This window comes from Kriegella aquimaris, assembly GCF_900103215.1.
In the GTDB taxonomy this organism is placed as follows: Bacteria; Bacteroidota; Bacteroidia; order Flavobacteriales; family Flavobacteriaceae; genus Kriegella; species Kriegella aquimaris.
The window spans coordinates 22776-40157 of the sequence record NZ_FNGV01000011.1; the positions used below are offsets into that span (position 1 = coordinate 22776).

The window sequence follows — 17382 nt, forward strand, 5'->3', positions numbered from 1 at the left end:
AAATACAGCTAAGGCCTGTGTACGCATCGTTGCCAATAGCAACTTCTAGCGCACAGGTTTTTCTAATAATTGTAATATCATTTGATCCGCATTCAGTCTGGCAGAAATGCCAATGGGGAAGGTGAAACTGCTTTTAATATGACCAAAGCTCATTCCATATACCGCAGGAATATTCAAAGGCTTAATTCGATCTAGAATTACTTCCTTTAAATTAAAAGAAATCGGATTTGTAGAAGTGTTACAACCAGCGCAGACCCCAAAGATTATGCCCTTGGCTTTTGAAAATGTGCGGCCCGCAATCAATTGGGTAAGCATACGATCGATACGATAGGGCGCCTCTTCAACATCTTCAATGCATACGAGGGCGTCGGTAAAATCTATTTCGTGGGGAGTGCCGATCAGGGCATTGATCAGTGTGAGGCTACCCCCGACCAATTTTCCACTAGCGTTTCCTTTGGTAATCGTATAACGCTCGTATTCGGGGTTTGTTTTCAAATTGTCATCCGTAAGAATTGAATTTTGAATAATTTGTTGATTTTGCGGATGCATGACAACCTGCTGTAGTTGCCCGATGCTATAAGGATCGTTCAAGGTGCTTCCCACAGGGCCGTGAAAAGTGACTAGCCCTGTTTTTTGGTGTATTCCATTTAAAAGGGCCGTAATATCGCTAAACCCTATTAATGCCTTTGGATTTTTTCGAATGTTTTCATAGTTGATCATATGCATAATTCGGGTACAACCATAACCACCGCGAGCACAGAGAATACCGTCAACTCTGTCGTTACTGAACATCTCGTCAAGATCTTTGGCCCTCTCGGTATCCGTACTGCTGAAATATCCGTAATTTGATAAAATACGGTCTGTATGAAATGGGATAAACCCCATGGTTTTAAGTGTTTGCTTCGCCTCTTCCAAAACGGTACTTTCAATAGCGTAGCCAGGAGCAATCAAACCAATGGTATCCCCCTTTTTTAATTTTTTGGGAAGTATTGTATCATGAATTGGATTTCCTCCATTATATATATTGGTATTTCCGGAAATTAAGGTCGCAAAGGACAGCCCCAGTGATGTAGCAATAAATCGTCTTCTTTCTATTAACATAGCAGCTAGTTCTTGTTTTTAGTTTACTTTTTATTTTTGGTATAGTGAAGAATTTGTGGGTTTTTATTCATGTAAAGTAATAATAATTTTCAATCATTTCATATCACTGTATTGGGACTCAAAAAGAGTGGAACCTTGTTCAATTCGTAAAAAAATGGTTTTACATTTGTTAATTATTAATATATGATGGGCTTTTAATACTTTTTTCTATCCGAAATCGTTATGGTCATCAAATGAGGTCGTGGTTTTGTAAGAAATAACGCTGTTGTTATATAACTGCTTCCTGACAATAGTGAATTCCCGAAATACAGTATTATGAAACCCCCCAAAAATCATGATAGAGAATCTGAAAGGCTAAAGCTTTTAGAATCATATTCCATTCTCGATACCCTACCCGAAACGGAGTATGATAACTTGACTGCCCTGGCGTCCGAAATATGCAATATGCCAATTTCACTTGTCAGTCTTCTCGATGACAAACGTCAATGGTTCAAGTCACATTTTGGTGTTGATGCTACAGAAACTCCTAAAGAGTATGCCTTTTGTGGCCATGCTATAAATTCTTCATCAGATGAAGTCTTTATGATTGAAGATGCGAGAAAAGACGAGCGGTTCAATGATAACCCCTTGGTAACAAATGACCCCCATGTAGTTTTTTATGCTGGTGTACCCCTTAAAAATTCTGAGGGATTACCTATTGGTACTTTGTGTGTTATAGACAACAAACCCAATAAACTGAGTAAGAGCCAAATCAATGCCTTGACAATTCTATCTGATCAGGTAATGATCCTCTTGGAGTTAAGAAAGAATAAGATTGAACTGGAAAAAGCGAATAGAGAGCTTAAGGAGAATAATATCGAATTGGAACGATTTGCACATGTCGCAGCCCATGACTTAAAATCACCATTAAATAATATCTCGGCTTTGGCAGAGTATTTGGACAAAGATTACGGGGCAAAGATCGATGCTAACGGACGCACCCTTATTAGGTTGATCAAAAATTCCTCAGAGACCCTCAAAAAGTTAATTGTGGGGCTACTTGAGTATAGCAAATCGAGTCAGCTTGGTAAAGAAAATGATTCTAAAATTGATCTGAAAATTTTGAGAGATGATATTGCGGGGCTTTTTTCTGCCGAATTTAAATGTGATATTATACTCAAATCTGATTTAGAATACATCATTGCGAATAAAACCGCCATAGAACAGATTTTAATAAATCTTTTGGCAAACGCTCTTAAGTATAGCGATAAAGAACTTACTGAAGTTGAGTTGGAAATCAAGAAAGTGATGGTCGGATATCAAATATCTGTAAAAGATAACGGCTCAGGTATTTTAAAGAAAGATCAAGAAAAAATATTCCAAATATTTGAAACACTTTCCCATAAAGATAGATTGGGGCGGTCTGGGAATGGTATAGGCCTCGCGACGGTCAAAAAAGTTGTCGGAAATTTAGGTGGTGAAATTTTTGTTGAGTCTGAAATTGGCAAAGGCTCAAAATTCGTCTTTACCGTTGCAGATTGATTGCAATGCTCAAATCTAATCAGTCTTTTCGGATAAAATAGATTCAGCATTAATTTTAGAAAGAGGCCTTTCAAAAAGACCGGCTACCAACTCATGTGAGCGTGCTTTCTCGCGGGTTTTTGCACTTGTGAAAGTAGAAAGCACATAGATTGCAATCTTATTTTTCGGGTATGCTATCGTTTTGAGCTGCGCTAGAAAATCCCATCCATCCATCCCAGGCATATTCAGGTCCAATAGAATGACATCCGGAATATTTTTACCTTTTTTAATTGAATCCACAAAGTTTTCCAAACCTATTTCAGCATTATCAAATGAGAAAATATCGCATGCTATTGATGACTGTTGTAGTACCATTTTTGTAGCAAATTCCGATACCATGTTATCGTCAATGATATAAACAACAGATTTCATAGGCTAAAGATAATTTTTTGAGGGAAAGTTTAACACTTTATTAGCAAAAAAATAATTTAATAAACTTTTTTGAGAAGGTATTTGTCTATCGAGTACATTATCGAATGTAGCTACACCGCTTCATTTGATTGCTCAATAATTATGTCACAGACGGAAGTATTGAATGATAATTTCATACGGAAGGCAGATAAAATCAAAGTTCCCATCAAATTCTTTATGCTTAGAAAATAGGGTAAAATAAAAGAACCGATTTTTTCAAACCGGTTCTTTTTAATATTTTTTTAGATGAAGCGTATTAACGTCCTGCTGCCCCGCCAGTAGATTTCGTACGCTTTAATTGGCGTTGAATTTTCTTAATAGCCGATTCTATAGATTTCTCAGGTTCGATAATGTTGTATTCTCCCCAAAAGTCAGGATCTGTAAAACCAGTGGCAGCATCTGCTAGAATTATAGATGATTTGATTCGCTGCTTGGATTTGGGAAATCCGTCAGAATCATTCTTTTCCCAATCGGTAACCGCCATTTCGCAGGTCATGCTATATACTGAATTGAACAGTCGTCTGTCCCAATTTATTTTAAATTCGAGTAAAACATTACTATAGCCATAATACCAACGCCCGTTTTTCTCTCGATAATCGACTCTGTAAGCAACATCTGTGGGCCATACATTCGCATTTCTGGGCTTTTTACGAACGAATAATCTCGCGGCCATATCACGGTCGGTGATGTTGAGGGAATATATGGCACTAGTCAAAATTTTCTTGTCGGCATCGATGTATAACTTTCCCTGATACAAAGGATCAATAATATCTTCACGCTGCTTGAAATTAATTACATAGATAAGTTTGCCGTTTACCTGTGTCGAACGGTCAAATTCAAAAATGTAGTTGTCAAGTGATTCTTCCGCAAAAATATATTCCGGATATTTCATAATATCCACAAATAACGCATTGAAAGGTCCGCCCTGTAATTTCAGGGCTATGGTGTCAAGTTTATCGTAGTCTGTGCTTTTTCTAGCCTTGTACAATTGCACCGCATCTTTACGCAATGAGGTATACGGGGCTTTGTATATATTTACTACAGCCTCGGAAAGCGAAACGTTTTTTCTCCTTTTCTTAATCGTTTCACGATAAAAGGCAGTCATTAAGGTCGGGTCTTCAAAATAGTTCTCGCCCTTCTTTTTCAAGGTTTCCCTGACCAGTGCACCTGCATCTTTTGGGATGGCAATGTTGACCTCTGAAAGTTCAGTAATGGAAACATCCATTGCTATTCGGTTCTTTCCATCCTTAAAATCGGATAGGGGTAAGGACAAGTCTTTATATCCCAAGAAAGAAATCAGCACATTCGCTTCCTTCATCGAAGAGGGAACTTTTAAAAGAAATGTTCCTTCTGTATTCGATATGGTGCTAATGTTGGTGCCCACAACGGTCAATGTGGCAAAGACCAATGGTTTTTTCGTATCTGCATCGACGACTTCACCTTTGTACTCTGTGAATGCTATATCATCTTCCTGTAAGTTGTCTTGAAAGAAAGCTGAGGCCTGTGGAATTCCCGCTACTCCTAAAAGCATTGAAAGCAAGAGCAGGGAGACAAGTTGTTTTTTGGGTATTTTAAATATTGTGTGTATCATGGTCCGAGTGTTTATATGAGTTGTTTCATCCTAAGTTAGTGATTTTTAATCACATATACTGTTAAAGTAACGGTAATAAAACGAGCTCCCCAGAAAGATTTTTATGGCAGTATTTTACAAAGTTTTAAGCGTCTTTGTGCGTTTTTGAAGATGTTGAGACCAAACGGTTAATTTCTTTAAGTTCCGCTTCGGTGAGATTTCGCCACTTGCCGACGGGAACATCAAGTTTAATGTTCATGATACGAATGCGTCTTAGTTTTTTCACACGGTAGCCCAAGTGCTCGCACATACGGCGAATTTGTCTATTCAACCCCTGTGTAAGAACAATTTTAAATTGATAGGCACTGACTTCCTCGACTTCACATTTTCGGGTAACGGTATCTAAAATAGGAACGCCGCTACGCATTTTTTTTAAAAATAGCGGCGTGATAGGTTTATCTATAGTTACCAAATATTCTTTCTCGTGGTGGTTTCTTGCGCGCAAAATTTTATTGACGATATCACCATCGTTGGTCATAAAAATAAGGCCCTCGCTAGGCTTATCTAAACGGCCGATAGGAAAAATACGTTTAGGGTAGTTGATGAAGTCGATGATGTTATCTTTTTCAACACCGGTGTCGGTAGTGCAGACAATTCCTATGGGTTTGTTGAAGGCAAGATATACGGGTTTTTCATTAACTTTAGAAACGGGCTCACCATCTACTCTTACTTCGTCTCCGGCCACAATTTTAGTGCCCATTTCCGGCACTTTGCCATTGATGGTCACCCTACCTTGTTCGATAAGCTTGTCAGCCGCCCTACGTGAGCAGTAACCTACTTCACTAAGGTATTTATTGATACGGGTCTTTTCGGAATCTTGCACGTTCTTTTTTTGGATGGTGCAAATTTAGGGGATTCTATCTACTTGGCATAAAAATCTACCTTTTCCCTAAAATTTTTAAAATAAACTACCTCGATAGGGAAACTACAGATATGATAATTATCCACATACAAGTCGACTGCCGAAAAAAGTGGTTCTTAAAAAAACCATTCTATAATTACGGGCTTTTTCGTTTCAGCTCATATTGGTACAGACCGCTGCCCAGTGCAGAAAGAAAAGGAATGCCTACTTCTTCAAATTCATAGGTATCATCATTGAAAATACCATTTTGATTTACCAAAATGGTAGCCGTTAATAGAAAGTCAATATCGTTTTTCGAGTCGGTAATATATGCGCAATCGGTTAGTGTACCATAGGCAAAGCCTACCTTGTTGTATATTTTTATATGATCGGGAATGTGAGTTTTGGTGTCGCCGTACATAAAAAATTTGCCATATGCGTCATAGTAGGTGTTCTCGTCATATCCAGCGTTTCTAGGTAAGGTTTGCATTGTATTCATCAAGAATTTTCGCTGTGCCTCACTTATGTTGAACCGCTTTTCCTTTGAAAATTGTTCGGGGAATAGTACACGCTCTAAAACACCGTGTTGGGCGTCAATGGAATAATAATTTTTAAGCCCAAAGTCAAAGGGCGCGTCAACAAGTAAATCATCCTGATAAAAACCGATACCTTTCTTCATCCCATGAATTTTCAATGAATCGGGAGGTGTGTTTATAGTGCTCTCTAAAATGGTGACGGTGCTGTCATTAAGATAGATGACCAAGGGTTTTGTGGTTACTTCGTCGGCATCTTTCATTCCGAGGCGATGTGAAATACGTGCATGGCTAATTCCTTTTTTGGTTAACCTGTCGTTAATGTCATCTTGGCCTAAAAACTCCATCAATCTATTGTTGGCATCGTTATCACTAACTGCGAAAATTTTTGAGATTTCGGTTGCGAAGGTAGTTTCGAGCGAATCTCCCTCCACATAAAAACGAGTGTCTGTGGTCAACGTGCCAAGTTCATTTATTTTTTCTAGCGTAAGGGCTGCAATAGGTAGTTTGATAGTACTGGCGGGATAGAAATATTTTTCATCATCGACTTGAAAGTCATAGTCGGTAAAGATAACTTCCCCATTAATACGGTCGATTTGTGTATATCTAATTTGAATTTCATATTGGCCGACACTATCCATCACCCTTTTTATTCTAAAATCTTGTGAACGAAGAACGTGTTCCAACGGATTAATAATTGACGTTTCCGTTGCGCAAGAAACTAGGCAAAAACAAAGGCAATAAAATAATAGACGCTTAATCAACATAAAATCTGCTTGTGTGTATCAACTTTGATAAACTTCTGCGCGATGTGGTTTCAGGGTATCCCGAATGGATATCATTTGGTCTTCTTCGATGACCATAAAGGCTAAACTGTGCATTTCGCTCACATGTTGGAAACCTGTAATGTTCAATTCCATTTGTTCAATGGCAATGAACTCTTTAAGGTGTTTTTCATGGTGTTCCGCTGTATTCCGCGCTGCAATACCTCTAAAGTCCCAAATCAATTTAATTTTCCTGTTCGTACTCATAATCTTCTATTGCTGAGATTTATTGATGCAATCGGCTTGCGCTTGAGCATCTTATTCTGTTTCTATGCCAAACATGTTGAACAAACGCTATTAAATGGCAAATTTCATTAATTGTTACGATACAAGCATTACAAAGTTGGTGGTTTATAAGTTTTTGAGTGGCAATGATTGCACTATTAAGTCGGATCCGGTATATCTGGCAAAGCATTTTGCGAACATGCACAAAAGAAATTAATCTTGTTCAGTGCTAATTTTTTCTAGTTTGTCACACTAATGTAGTAAATTAAGCCCATGGCCGTCAAAAATGTGTTAATGAAAGTCTATATTGCTTGTACACGATATTCTAATTAGTATTTTTGCCCGATGTTTTTTCCATTTCAAATTATAGATTTCTTTAAAGTGCGTAGCATAGTAGTAGCAGTATTGACTACTGGCATAATCGTTTCGTGCAATTCTTTATGGAAAGAAAGGGTAGATGACCAGCCTTTGGCTCGTGTAGGAGATGCCTATTTATACAAGAAAGATGTATCGCCTTTTCTGGGCAAGGGTATGTCTAAGGAAGATAGTGCCTCATTGGTAGTCAACTATATCAACAATTGGGCTTCAAAGCAATTATTGCTTGCCAAAGCCAAAATCAATCTTCCGGAAGAGAAACTGACCGAATTCGATGCTTTGGTATCCGATTACCGTACAGATCTTTACACCAGGGCCTATGCAGAGGCATTAGTAGGGCAAGGAAGTGATTCTGTAGTGACCGATGCACAGCTGCAAAGTTTTTATGAACAAGAGAAGGAAAACTTTAAGCTCAAAGAAAAATTGGTGAAGTTGCGCTTTATCGAATTGCCTGTTCAATTTATGGACAAGAGTACGGTAATTGAAAAAATGAAGCGATTCGATGAAGATGACGTTTCATATTTAGACTCGATAGGCGTTCAATTTAAAAAGCTGAATTTTAACGATTCGATTTGGATAGGGATGTCTAGAGTGCTAGAAGAAGTGCCGCCATTGACGCTGGAAAACGAAGGGCGATACTTAAAAAAATCACAATTTTTTGAATTGGAGGATTCATTAGGGGTATATTTGGGGAAGATTATCGATGTTCGTGAGGTCAATGAAATTGCCCCTTTGTCATTTATACAGCCAACGATTGAACAAGTTTTGTTGAGTCGAAGGAAATTGAATTATATGCGAAGATTGGAAACAGAAATCATTGATGAAGCTACAAGGAAAAATGAATTTGAAGTATATACATATGATGAGGAGAACTAGTTTTTTGATGTGTTGTTTGGCCGTTTCTGGATTTGTTATGGGGCAGGAGTCCGATCAAATTCCAGATACCCAAGTGGAACCACAAGAACCTGTACTTGAAGCAGACATGGGGGTTGTGAAGGATACTTCCAAAACTTATGAGAAAATAAAGCTTGACGGCATAGCCGCAGTTGTTGGCGATTATGTCATTCTGGATTCGGATATCGAAAAAACTTTGATCGATTTAAAAAGTCAAGGTGCTTCGGTCGAAAACGTAACCAAGTGTTCTTTGTTGGGCAAATTGATGGAAGATCGTCTATACGCTCACCAAGCGGTTCAAGATAGTCTTTTGGTTTCCGACGATGAGGTAAGTGCCACTACAGATAGACAAATTCAAGGCTTCGTCGGTCAGATAGGTTCTATGGAGAAACTATTGAAGTTTTACCGAAAGGAAGATGAGGTAAGTCTTCGCGAAGACATCAATAAAATCAATAAACTGCGCATGCTTTCCGAGAAAATGCAGCAGAGTATTATTTCCGAGATTGAGATTACGCCTGAAGAGGTAAGACAGTTCTTCAATAAAATTCCGGAAGACGAACGTCCCGTATTCGGAGCCGAGATGGAAATTGCGCAAATCGTAAAGCAACCTAAAGCTTCGGAGGAAGAAAAGCAAAAAGTCATCGATAAATTGAATGGCATTAAAGCAGACATAGAAGATAATGATGCGAGTTTTAGTGTTAAGGCGATTTTGTATTCTAAAGATCCGGGGTCAAAACCCAATGGCGGTTTTATCGGAAGTGTTACAAAACAATCGGGTTATGTAAAGGAATTTAAGGATACCGCCTTTAGCTTAAGGGAAGGTGAGATTTCAGAGCCTTTTGAGACCATGTTCGGATATCATATTATTTATGTTGAGAAAATAAGGGGTCAAGAAATCGATTTACGCCATATTTTGATGCAACCGGAAATTTCTCAAGACAAATTGGACGAAGCAAAGAAAGAACTTGACAGCATTCGAAAGAATATTATTGAGGGCAAGTTTACCTTCGCAGAGGCCGCTATGAATTTCTCTGATGAAAAGGAAACAAAGTTCGATGGTGGTCTGTTGCGTAACCCTATCGATTATGGATCTAGATTTGAGCTTACCAACATGGATCCAACCCTTTACAATCAGGTTCGTAGTTTAAAAGACAACGATATTTCCTATCCTATTTTAGAGCAAGACCCTAGGGGAGGTGGTCCAAAATACAAAATTTTAAAAGTGACCAATCGCTATGATGAGCATGTAGCCGATTTCGCGAAAGATTATCTTAAAATTCAGAAACTGGCATTGACCGAAAAGCAATTTAAGGCTATTAAAAAGTGGATGGACGAACATATTGACGATACGTACATTAGTGTCAGCGAAAGCAATCAAGAATGTGATTTCGCCAATAACTGGGTCAAAGATTAAGTATGTCAGATGTAGCTGCAATTACCAATCTTGTACAAAAGCATGCTGACCTCAAGAAAGAAATTGCCAAGGTCATCATTGGACAAGATGAGGTCGTAAACCGTATTTTACTTTCAATCTACGTCGGTGGACACTCCCTGCTGATCGGAGTTCCGGGGCTCGCTAAAACCTTAATGGTAAATACTATTGCCCAGACCTTGGGGCTCGATTTCAAACGTATTCAGTTTACCCCAGACCTTATGCCCAGCGATATTCTTGGGAGCGAGGTATTGGATCAAAATAGGAATTTCAAGTTTATTCAAGGTCCTATTTTTTCCAATATTATTTTGGCGGATGAGATCAATCGTACTCCTCCAAAAACCCAGGCAGCACTTTTAGAGGCGATGCAAGAGCGCTCGGTGACCATCGCCGGAAAGCGTCATGACTTAAAATTACCGTATTTTGTTCTCGCTACACAAAACCCTATTGAGCAAGAAGGTACATACCCCTTGCCCGAAGCGCAGCTTGACCGCTTTATGTTTGCTATAGAACTTAAGTATCCATCGGTAGCCGAAGAGATGCAAGTTGTAAAGCGTACTACCAATGACGAAAAACCGCAAGTCAATGTACTTTTCAGTGCATCGGAAATCTTGGAAGTGCAACACTTGGTACGAAGAATTCCAGTACCGGACAATGTAGTTGAGTACGCCGTAAAATTGGTGAACAGCACCAGGCCCAATCAACCTGATGCGTCCGATTTTGTAAAGCAATTCATTGATTGGGGAGCGGGACCAAGAGCTTCCCAAAACTTGGTGTTGGGTGCCAAGGCCAATGCAGCTGTCAACGGTAAGTTTTCTCCAGATATCGAAGATGTTCAAGCGGTTGCCATGGAGATTTTAAGACATCGGATTATAAAAAATTACAAGGCAGAAGCAGAGGGTATATCCGAAGAAGATATTATCAATAAACTAATGTAGTACAAAAGATTTCGTTCGTAAGATTATCGTCGCCATTGGTTGGGCTTTATGCTGAATTTTTAATAATAGAACAGGGTTCAATTCAATAATTCCTCAAAATAGCGGTAATACTTTGGAAAAATTTTATTTGCCCCTTGGATTTTATTAATTTTAAAGAATTTTAGTAACCAAAAACTTATAAGATAATGGCATTTGATATTGACATGATTAGGGAGGTTTACGCAAATATGGCCAAGCGGGTTGATATGGCTCGCGATATCGTTGGTAAGCCGCTAACACTTTCCGAAAAAATTCTATATTCCCACTTGTGGGAAGGAAACCCTACAAAGAAATTTGAACGGGGTAAGGACTATGTGGATTTTGCTCCCGATCGTATCGCATGTCAAGATGCTACAGCGCAGATGGCCCTATTGCAGTTTATGCAGGCTGGCAAGCAAAAGGTTGCTGTTCCTACTACCGTGCATTGCGATCATTTGATTCAAGCAAAGAGTGGTGCCGCGGCCGATTTGATTTCTGCCAACAGTACGAGCGCAGAGGTCTTTGATTTCTTGGAATCTGTATCTAATAAATACGGAATTGGTTTTTGGAGACCCGGTGCAGGTATCATACACCAAGTGGTTTTGGAAAATTATGCATTTCCCGGAGGTATGATGATCGGTACCGACTCACATACGGTTAATGCCGGTGGGTTGGGTATGGTAGCCATCGGGGTCGGTGGTGCGGATGCCGTAGATGTAATGGCCGGAATGGCCTGGGAATTGAAATTCCCCAAATTGATCGGAGTAAAATTGACCGGTAATATTTCAGGTTGGACCTCTGCAAAAGACGTTATTTTAAAGGTTGCCGGAATACTTACGGTAAAGGGAGGAACCGGAGCCATCGTAGAATACTTTGGTGAGGGTGCAAAGAATCTATCGTGTACCGGTAAAGGAACCATTTGTAATATGGGAGCGGAAGTAGGTGCAACAACCTCTACTTTTGGTTATGACGATTCTATGGAGCGCTACCTAAGGGCTACCGATCGAAGTGATATCGCAGATGCCGCAAATGAGGTTAGGAAACATTTAACTGCTGATCCAGAAGTATATGCGAACCCAGAGGCTTATTTTGATGAAATAATTGAAATCAACCTTGATGAGTTGCGACCACACCTTAATGGACCTTTCACTCCAGATTTGGCTACTCCTGTAGGTCAACTGGGAGCCAAGGCAAGAGAAAATGGCTGGCCTATTCAAGTTGATTGGGGGTTAATCGGTTCATGTACCAATTCTTCATACGAAGATTTGACCCGTGCAGCTTCAATTGCACAACAAGCGGTCGATAAGAAAATTAAACCAAAATCAGATTTCGGAATTAATCCTGGTTCTGAACAAATACGCTTTACAGCGGAAAGGGATGGTCTTCTCCAAATCTTTGAAAACCTTGGAGCAACAATTTTTACTAATGCTTGTGGTCCTTGTATTGGGCAATGGGATAGAAGTGATTTAAAAGGGGATGAAAAGAATACCATTGTGCATTCTTTTAACCGTAACTTCTCGAAAAGAGCGGATGGTAACCCGAATACCCATGCTTTTGTAGGCTCACCGGAAATGGTAGCTGCTATCGCCATATCAGGAAGGTTGGATTTTGACCCAATGAACGATACACTTCTTAACGAAGATGGCCAAGAGGTGAAATTGGAGGAACCAAAAGGTATTGAATTACCTCCACAAGGGTTTGATGTAGAAGACGCTGGTTATTTAGCACCTACAGAAGACGGTTCTAGTGTTGAAGTAAAGGTTAGTCCGACTTCGGAACGATTACAATTATTAAGTCCCTTTGTGCCTATCAAACCTGAAGAGCTACAAGGTGTAAAATTATTGATAAAGGCCTTTGGCAAGTGTACCACTGACCACATTTCAATGGCGGGTCCATGGTTGCGTTTTAGAGGACATTTAGATAATATTGCCAATAACACCCTAATCGGTGCGGTAAATGCTTTTAATAAGAAAACAAACTTTGTAAAAAATCAACTTACTGGCGAATATGGTGGAGTTCCTGATACACAAAGGGCGTACAAGGCTAAAGGGATCAAGACCATTGTAGTGGGAGACCATAATTATGGTGAAGGTTCTTCAAGAGAGCATGCGGCCATGCAGCCCAGACATTTGGGTGTTGCGGTTGTATTGGTTAAGTCTTTTGCCCGTATTCACGAAACGAACCTCAAGAAACAGGGAATGCTTGGGCTTACCTTCAAAAATGAAAACGATTATGACCTCATTCAAGAGGACGATACGTTTAACTTTGTTGATATTGCAGATTTTGCACCGAACAAACCATTGACCATTGAGGTGGTTCATGCTGATGGTAGTAAAGACACCATTATAGCGTTGCATACCTATAACGATGCGCAGATCGGTTGGTTTAATGAAGGATCTGCCTTGAATGTTATTCAAAGGGAGAATGCATAAAAAGATGCCGTGAAGTTATAAAAAACTCCCAATGGTCATCATTGGGAGTTTTTTTATTTTTTAGGGATATATTTTTGGTATGAAGATATATGTCGCTCTGGGATGTTAATCAGTTTTTTATTGAAATGAATATATATCCAGTTAATTAGTAAAATCCAGTCTTGTGATAATAACAAAAAAGAAAGTACTTAATATATTACCTATTTTGGTAGTACTTGCATTTTTTGTTACGCCTTTAGGCTATTATGGAAAGGTGCTGCTTAATAGAATATTCGCAACGGAGCCCACGATTATTCAGTCGACCAATAGAAATCGCATTACCGATTATGATTGGAAATTAAGAGATGAGAGTTCAGATTACTTCAATTTTAAAAAATCTCAAGGAAAGGTCGTTTTTATAAATTTTTGGGCGACTTGGCAGCTGCCTTCCGTGGCACAATTGAATGACATTCAAGAGTTATATGACCGGTATCGTGACAAGGTGGATTTCTATATTATTACGGATGAAGAAAATACTCCTGTAGTGGAATTTATGGAAAAAAATGATTACACCTTTCCGATAACGTATCAAATTATAGGAGAAAGCAGCCCGATTACACTGCTCAAGCCTTCGGGGTCTTACATTTTAGACAAGAATGGCTTCATTGTTGTTCACCAAACGGCCATATCAGATTGGGACAATAAGAAAGTAACCACATTACTAGATTCCCTACTTTCGGAATAGTCGCTTTTTAAAAAATTCGACAAGAAACAGGTTGGTCAATAATAGGGCAAAGGCATAAATTGTGTCTTCTACGGGAATAGTAAAAAGCCGTAACCCTATGTTCTCATCATTATTGTACCATACGACTTCATCTACAATAAAACTTCCTGTCAGCGTACCGTTGATAAGAAAGAAAGGCAAAAGAATCACTACGAAAATCGGATAAAATTTGGCGAGTAATCCCGGATTCCATTTTTGTGCTGCCAACGTACAAAAAAGTGCATAAACCGAAACTGTAAAAGTGTACCATCTATCATGGTAGACAATTCCCAGCACAACTAGGAAGAAGGCTATGAGAAGGCTTATTATTTTAGTATTCTTCGCAGAGAGGCCTAAATTAGGGAAATAGTATAAGAGCGCATAAAAGGTAAAAATACACGCATAAGGAATGCAGATAAAAAATAGCCATTCTTCAATCGGAAGCCCAAGAAGACGATAGTCTAGATAATAGGCTTCGTTGAATCCCCAGAAACCATTGCTGGTAAAAATAGCATCCCAAGGGATAAAAATGAACATGGTACTAAAAAGCGCCAAACCTATGGATTTCCAGTCTTTGTATAACTTTAGTTTAGGATGAAAACTATACAAAAAAGGAACCGATAACGAGCTTAAATCTAATAGCAGATAAAGATACTTCATCAGCCCTTCTTAAAATATTTGAAGGGTACCATCAACATTCCGAAGCATTCTCCTTCTTCCTTACCTGCATGTTTATGATGCATTTTATGTGCGCGGCGAACACCCTTGGCATATCGATTGGGTGCATCCCTAAATATCTTGAAGCGTTGGTGTATAAATATATCGTGTACTAAAAAATATATGGCACCGTAGGCCATTATACCGAAACCAATAGGCCATCCGAACCAAAAGCCTTTGTAGACGGCCGCACTGAAGAAAGACATGCTTACTATAGCATAGAAGATAAAGAAAGTGTCATTTCTTTCGAACCATGAATCGTGATCTTTTTTATGATGGTCTTTATGAAGACTCCATAAAAAACCGTGCATAATGTATTTATGGGTAAACCACGCCATAAACTCCATTGCGCAGAATGTCAGGAAAAAAATTAATATCCAGTACCCTGTTGTCATGTTAGACCAAATTTAGTTTATAGTGGACGTATGAATGGGCCAATAGTCCTATTTTATGATGATTGGACACTCTAATTCTGGTGTTCATAATTTCTAGCGGAGGTGTTTTCTGTAATTTTCGTAATAAGGAATAGTAATAGCGATAAGCTGTATAAACTCCAAATTTAGCTTCAGTCGGTAATTGTAGGATTCCAGAATATCCCAGTTTAAAATCATTTTTTATTTCTTCAATTATTTGATTTTTAGAGGCTTCGTCAAGTTGAGCTAAATTCGTAGATGGAAAATACGAGCGGTTAAGGCTTTCGAAGTCAGCTTTTAAATCTCTCAAAAAATTGACTTTCTGAAAAGCTGAACCTAGCGCCATGGCCGAATCTTTTAATTCTTCATAGGTTTCTTGATTTCCATTTACAAATACCTGAAGGCACATCAGCCCCACGACATCGGCTGAACCATAGATATATTCACGATACTCCTCGTCGGTTGCATACACATTTTTAGTGAGATCCATGCGCATACTTTTCATAAACGCATCTACAAGATGATATGGAATACCGTAAGCGTGATAGGTATGCTGAAAAGCGTTTAGGATCGGATTTAAACTTATTCTTTCCTCTAATGCTTCTTTTAAATCATCCTCAAATTTATCAAATAGTTTTTCTTTGTCATAATCATGAAAAGAGTCGACTATTTCATCGGCAAATCGAACAAAACCATAAATATTGTAAATATCGGACCGAATTGAGGTGCCTAGCATTTTTGTGGCCAAAGCGAACGAAGTACTATAGGTTTTTGTAACCAGTTTGCTGCAATCGTAGGACACCGTATCAAAAATCGACTTCATTCTTTTATAAATTATTTTTCGCGATTAATTCAGAAACTAGCTTACCCGATATCAAAGCAGGTGGAACACCGGGTCCAGGTACCGTTAGTTGGCCTGTAAAATACAGGTTTTTTACTTTTTTACTTTTCAACTTGGGCCTCAGAAAGGCTGTTTGGTCAAGTGTGTTGGCCAAGCCGTAGGCATTTCCCTTATATGCATTGTATTCTTCTACAAAATCGTTAACGCAAAATGACTGTTTAAAAAGAATATGGTTGCCTACTTTTTGATTTGTCTTTTCTTCAAATCTTTTCATAACAATATCAAAATATTGTTTCCTTAATTCCGGAGTATCATCTAGACCAGGCGCTATGGGTACTAGAAAAAAACCTGTTTCACAGTTCGCTGGTGCCATACTTTTATCGGTAACCGAAGGAAAATTGGCATAAAACAAGGGATCGGAAGGCCATTGGGGATTGTCATAAATTTCCTTGGCATGGGCATCAAAGTCTGTGTCGAAGAAAAGATTATGGTGATTAACATTCCTTAGCTTCTTGTCAAAACCAATGTAAAAAAGCAAAGAAGAAGGGGCAAAGGTCTTTTTTTGCCAATAACTTTCTGAATATTGTCTGTACTCCTTATCCAACAACGTCTCGGAATGGTGGTAATCTGCGCCGCTGAGCACCACATCGGCAGCTACTGTTTTTCCATTGGTTACTATACCGACTGTTTTTCCGTTTTCTACATTAATTTTTTCCACGGAATGATCTGTATAAATCGAAACGCCCAATTCTTCGGCAAGACTTTGAAGGGCTTTGATTATTTCATACATTCCGCCTTTAGGGTGCCAAGTTCCCAATCCGAAATCGGCATAGTTCATAAAATTATAGAACGATGGCGTATTGCTGGGTTTTGCACCAAGAAAAAGCACCGGAAATTCCAAGGCGGATATTAACATCGGATTCTTAAATTTTCTTCGTACCTCGGAACTGATAGATTTAAAGAACTGATCAACATTTACAATGGTATCTTTAGTAATCAATTCAAATGGCGAAATACCTGGCTTTAACACTACTTTGTTAATGGCTATTTCATAATTTTTTTGTGCCTTGGCCATAAACCTCATGAGGTGATCGGCACTTCCGGTTTCGATACGCTCAAATTCTACACTTATTTTCTCCAATGTATCTCCAATCGAAATCGTATTGTCGGCAAAGAAAATTTTATAGGCGGGGTCTAATTTTTTTAATTCGTAATAATCCGAAGCTTTTTTGTTGAAATCATTGAAAAACTTTTCGAAAATGTCGGGCATCCAATACCAACTTGGTCCCATGTCAAATGTAAAGCCATCTATCACCAATTGCCTTGCCCTGCCACCTACGGTACTGTTTTTTTCGTATACGGAAACATCAAAACCCTTTTTGGCAAGATAACATGCCGCGGAAAGTGATGAAAACCCTGAGCCGATGACGACGACTTTTTTACTCATTTTTTATG

Annotated in this window: 16 protein-coding genes; 6 read left to right on the plus strand and 10 right to left on the minus strand. The window is 38.8% G+C overall.

The features are described from left to right. Nucleotides 1–45: 45 nt before the first annotated feature. Nucleotides 46–1101, minus strand: a complete 1056-nt coding sequence (locus tag BLS33_RS17985) for a S66 peptidase family protein (protein ID WP_089892848.1) — start codon at nucleotides 1099–1101, stop codon at nucleotides 46–48. Between the two features lie 315 nt (nucleotides 1102–1416). Between BLS33_RS17985 and BLS33_RS17990 the strand changes: the two genes are divergently transcribed. Then, on the plus strand, nucleotides 1417–2622 hold the full coding sequence (locus BLS33_RS17990) for a sensor histidine kinase (RefSeq protein ID WP_089892851.1): 1206 nt from the start codon (nucleotides 1417–1419) through the stop codon (nucleotides 2620–2622). A gap of 15 nt (nucleotides 2623–2637) precedes the next feature. On the opposite strand, the gene BLS33_RS17995 is transcribed toward BLS33_RS17990, so the two are convergent. The 5 genes from BLS33_RS17995 to BLS33_RS18015 form a co-directional block, all read right to left on the minus strand. Then, nucleotides 2638–3033 carry a response regulator gene (locus tag BLS33_RS17995; protein WP_089892854.1) on the minus strand — a complete coding sequence of 132 codons (396 nt, stop codon included), beginning with the start codon at nucleotides 3031–3033 and terminating at the stop codon, nucleotides 2638–2640. Between the two features lie 295 nt (nucleotides 3034–3328). After that, a complete protein-coding gene (locus BLS33_RS18000; protein ID WP_089892857.1) occupies nucleotides 3329–4663 on the minus strand; it encodes a carboxypeptidase-like regulatory domain-containing protein in 1335 nt (444 codons plus the stop codon). A 124-nt stretch (nucleotides 4664–4787) separates the two neighbouring features. After that, a complete protein-coding gene (gene rluF / locus BLS33_RS18005) occupies nucleotides 4788–5525 on the minus strand; it encodes a 23S rRNA pseudouridine(2604) synthase RluF (RefSeq protein ID WP_089892860.1) in 738 nt (245 codons plus the stop codon). Between the two features lie 175 nt (nucleotides 5526–5700). Continuing rightward, the gene (locus BLS33_RS18010; RefSeq protein WP_245731534.1) at nucleotides 5701–6762 is read right to left on the minus strand and encodes a serine hydrolase; all 1062 of its coding nucleotides are present in this window, start codon (nucleotides 6760–6762) and stop codon (nucleotides 5701–5703) included. Nucleotides 6763–6861: 99 nt separating this feature from the next. Further along, the gene (locus tag BLS33_RS18015; RefSeq protein ID WP_089892866.1) at nucleotides 6862–7107 is read right to left on the minus strand and encodes a hypothetical protein; all 246 of its coding nucleotides are present in this window, start codon (nucleotides 7105–7107) and stop codon (nucleotides 6862–6864) included. Between the two features lie 363 nt (nucleotides 7108–7470). Here BLS33_RS18015 and BLS33_RS18020 point away from each other — a divergent pair, with 363 nt between their 5' ends. From BLS33_RS18020 to BLS33_RS18040, 5 genes are all read left to right on the plus strand, one after another. Next, on the plus strand, nucleotides 7471–8376 hold the full coding sequence (locus BLS33_RS18020; RefSeq protein ID WP_089892869.1) for a hypothetical protein: 906 nt from the start codon (nucleotides 7471–7473) through the stop codon (nucleotides 8374–8376). Further along, the gene (locus tag BLS33_RS18025; RefSeq protein WP_245731536.1) at nucleotides 8360–9808 is read left to right on the plus strand and encodes a peptidylprolyl isomerase; all 1449 of its coding nucleotides are present in this window, start codon (nucleotides 8360–8362) and stop codon (nucleotides 9806–9808) included. Before BLS33_RS18020 ends, BLS33_RS18025 begins: the two co-directional genes overlap by 17 nt. 2 nt (nucleotides 9809–9810) lie before the next feature. Beyond that, on the plus strand, nucleotides 9811–10764 hold the full coding sequence (locus BLS33_RS18030; protein WP_089892875.1) for an AAA family ATPase: 954 nt from the start codon (nucleotides 9811–9813) through the stop codon (nucleotides 10762–10764). Nucleotides 10765–10949: 185 nt separating this feature from the next. Continuing rightward, nucleotides 10950–13214: an aconitate hydratase gene (locus BLS33_RS18035; protein WP_089892877.1), complete on the plus strand. Its 2265-nt coding sequence runs from the start codon at nucleotides 10950–10952 to the stop codon at nucleotides 13212–13214. Nucleotides 13215–13377: 163 nt separating this feature from the next. After that, entirely contained in the window at nucleotides 13378–13938 is a 561-nt protein-coding gene (locus BLS33_RS18040) for a TlpA family protein disulfide reductase (protein ID WP_089892880.1), read from the plus strand. On the opposite strand, the gene BLS33_RS18045 is transcribed toward BLS33_RS18040, so the two are convergent. From BLS33_RS18045 to BLS33_RS18060, 4 genes are read right to left on the minus strand one after another with little or no spacing between them, the layout of a single operon-like run. After that, nucleotides 13924–14616, minus strand: a complete 693-nt coding sequence (locus tag BLS33_RS18045; RefSeq protein WP_089892882.1) for a lycopene cyclase domain-containing protein — start codon at nucleotides 14614–14616, stop codon at nucleotides 13924–13926. The genes BLS33_RS18040 and BLS33_RS18045 overlap by 15 nt on opposite strands. After that, nucleotides 14616–15068, minus strand: coding sequence for a sterol desaturase family protein (locus tag BLS33_RS18050; protein WP_089892885.1), 453 nt, complete (start codon nucleotides 15066–15068; stop codon nucleotides 14616–14618). The genes BLS33_RS18045 and BLS33_RS18050 overlap by 1 nt, the downstream gene beginning before the upstream one ends. Nucleotide 15069: 1 nt before the next feature. Further along, on the minus strand, nucleotides 15070–15909 hold the full coding sequence (locus BLS33_RS18055; RefSeq protein ID WP_089892889.1) for a phytoene/squalene synthase family protein: 840 nt from the start codon (nucleotides 15907–15909) through the stop codon (nucleotides 15070–15072). 4 nt (nucleotides 15910–15913) lie between these two features. Then, nucleotides 15914–17374 (minus strand): phytoene desaturase family protein, encoded by a 1461-nt coding sequence (locus BLS33_RS18060; protein WP_089892892.1) that lies wholly within the window; start codon nucleotides 17372–17374, stop codon nucleotides 15914–15916. Between the last annotated feature and the right edge of the window lie 8 nt (nucleotides 17375–17382).

Excerpts from the sequence above, each read along its gene's own strand:
- BLS33_RS17985 (WP_089892848.1), bottom strand. The coding sequence starts at position 1,101 with ATGTTAATAGAAAGAAGACGATTTATTGCTACATCACTGGGGCTGTCC.
- BLS33_RS17990 (WP_089892851.1), top strand. The coding sequence starts at position 1,417 with ATGAAACCCCCCAAAAATCATGATAGAGAATCTGAAAGGCTAAAGCTT.
- BLS33_RS17995 (WP_089892854.1), bottom strand. The coding sequence starts at position 3,033 with ATGAAATCTGTTGTTTATATCATTGACGATAACATGGTATCGGAATTT.
- BLS33_RS18000 (WP_089892857.1), bottom strand. The coding sequence starts at position 4,663 with ATGATACACACAATATTTAAAATACCCAAAAAACAACTTGTCTCCCTG.
- BLS33_RS18015 (WP_089892866.1), bottom strand. The coding sequence starts at position 7,107 with ATGAGTACGAACAGGAAAATTAAATTGATTTGGGACTTTAGAGGTATT.
- BLS33_RS18020 (WP_089892869.1), top strand. The coding sequence starts at position 7,471 with ATGTTTTTTCCATTTCAAATTATAGATTTCTTTAAAGTGCGTAGCATA.
- BLS33_RS18025 (WP_245731536.1), top strand. The coding sequence starts at position 8,360 with ATGATGAGGAGAACTAGTTTTTTGATGTGTTGTTTGGCCGTTTCTGGA.
- BLS33_RS18030 (WP_089892875.1), top strand. The coding sequence starts at position 9,811 with ATGTCAGATGTAGCTGCAATTACCAATCTTGTACAAAAGCATGCTGAC.
- BLS33_RS18035 (WP_089892877.1), top strand. The coding sequence starts at position 10,950 with ATGGCATTTGATATTGACATGATTAGGGAGGTTTACGCAAATATGGCC.
- BLS33_RS18045 (WP_089892882.1), bottom strand. The coding sequence starts at position 14,616 with ATGAAGTATCTTTATCTGCTATTAGATTTAAGCTCGTTATCGGTTCCT.
- BLS33_RS18050 (WP_089892885.1), bottom strand. The coding sequence starts at position 15,068 with ATGACAACAGGGTACTGGATATTAATTTTTTTCCTGACATTCTGCGCA.
- BLS33_RS18055 (WP_089892889.1), bottom strand. The coding sequence starts at position 15,909 with ATGAAGTCGATTTTTGATACGGTGTCCTACGATTGCAGCAAACTGGTT.
- BLS33_RS18060 (WP_089892892.1), bottom strand. The coding sequence starts at position 17,374 with ATGAGTAAAAAAGTCGTCGTCATCGGCTCAGGGTTTTCATCACTTTCC.